The 1,362-nt window shown below is 65.3% G+C and carries 3 protein-coding genes; all 3 read left to right on the forward strand.

Annotated features, from left to right (window positions below):
* Positions 1 to 183, forward strand: a 183-nt coding sequence (locus tag C6N75_RS12580) for a hypothetical protein (protein ID WP_105868965.1), incomplete at its 5' end; no start/stop codon positions are given.
* A 50-nt stretch (positions 184 to 233) separates the two neighbouring features.
* Positions 234 to 749 carry a pilus assembly protein TadG-related protein gene (locus C6N75_RS12585; protein WP_407703215.1) on the forward strand — a complete coding sequence of 172 codons (516 nt, stop codon included), beginning with the start codon at positions 234 to 236 and terminating at the stop codon, positions 747 to 749.
* A 30-nt stretch (positions 750 to 779) separates the two neighbouring features.
* Positions 780 to 1,362: hypothetical protein (locus C6N75_RS12590; RefSeq protein ID WP_105868967.1), on the forward strand; the 583-nt coding region annotated here is incomplete at its 3' end.

Consider the following 1,362-nt stretch of genomic DNA (forward strand, 5'->3'; position numbering starts at 1 on the left):
GCCACCTGGACCAAGACCACCACCCGCGCCCTACGCCGCCGCGACGCGGGCCAGGGGGCGGTGGAGTACGTGGGGATCATCATCCTGGTGGGGGTGATCATCGCGGCGGTGGTGGGGTCGGGCGTGGGGAACACCATTGCCACCGGGCTGGTCACCAAGGTCAGCGAGATCATCGGCGGCTGATCGGCGAGTTCCGCGAATCAGGGCAGGCTTCGCCTTTCTACATCTTCGTAGTGGCGATCCTGCTCTTTTTCGCGCTCGCCTACTTCGCGGTCGGTCAAGCCGGGGCGCTGCGCAATGGTGCCCAGTCGGCAGCGGACGCGGCCGCTCTGGCCGCTGCGAAGGAGTCGCGCGACACATTCGAGCTCACCGAGGAGAACCTCGGTGACCTGCTCACCGGAGTCCTTCTGTCCGAGGAAGCCGGGTGTGCAGCCGCCGGCTCGTTCGCCGCGCAGAACCAAGCGGCCCTCACAGGGTGTGAGTTTCTAGATGACGGCCGTTGGGGGAGTCGGGTCGCTGTTCGGTCCAATGACTCGATGACGGGCACTGTTCTGCCCAGTATAGAGGGTGAACAGGCAGTGAGCACCGCGACTGCTGTCGTCACGCCGCGATGCACCATCGCGTCGGGAGAGGACCGTGAGAGCCCGCTTCCCGAGGCGTTGGACTGTGTAGACGGCGAGCTCGATCTGGACCCGGACGACCTGCCGAGCATGGCCGATCTCTTCGACATCAAACTAGCCGCAGAGTGACCGGGTGTGGAATGCAAAGGATGCCCATTGATGATTACTAGTCACGGCTTCACCGCACGGAGAGCGGCGTTCGGCGCGGCGGCCACGGTGCTGGCCCTGACGCTGGTCGCTTGTGGAAAGAGTGACGGCTCCGATGACGCCCCCCGAGAGTCGAGCGCTGCGAGCGCCACCAGGCCCGCTCCGAACGAGCAAACACCGTCTGAAGGCAGCCGGGAGAGCCCTGAGCCCGCCCCCAGCCAGCCGTTGGCGACGATCACCGGCGCCAACGGCTTCGAGGTGCTGATCTACAGCGCCCAACGGGATTCCGGCGGCTTCCTGACCGTTACGGGATCTCTGAAGAACACCACGGCCAAGCCTCTGATCGCTCCTATCAACTGGAGCGGCGAGGAGGTGAGCGTCAAGCGCACAGGGCCCTCGCTTGCCGGTGTCACTCTCACGGACAAAACCGAGAAGAAGCGCTACTACGTCCTCCGCGACACCGAAGGCTTCCCCCTCACCACCACCGGCATCACCAGCGTCAAGGCCGGCGAGAGCATCAGCATCTTCGCCCAGTTCCCCGCGCCCCCCGCCGGCACCGCCGAGGTCGACTTCCAGCTGTCTCTTATACACATCT

Source organism: Streptomyces solincola (assembly GCF_002982015.1).
Lineage (GTDB): Bacteria > Actinomycetota > Actinomycetes > Streptomycetales > Streptomycetaceae > Streptomyces > Streptomyces solincola.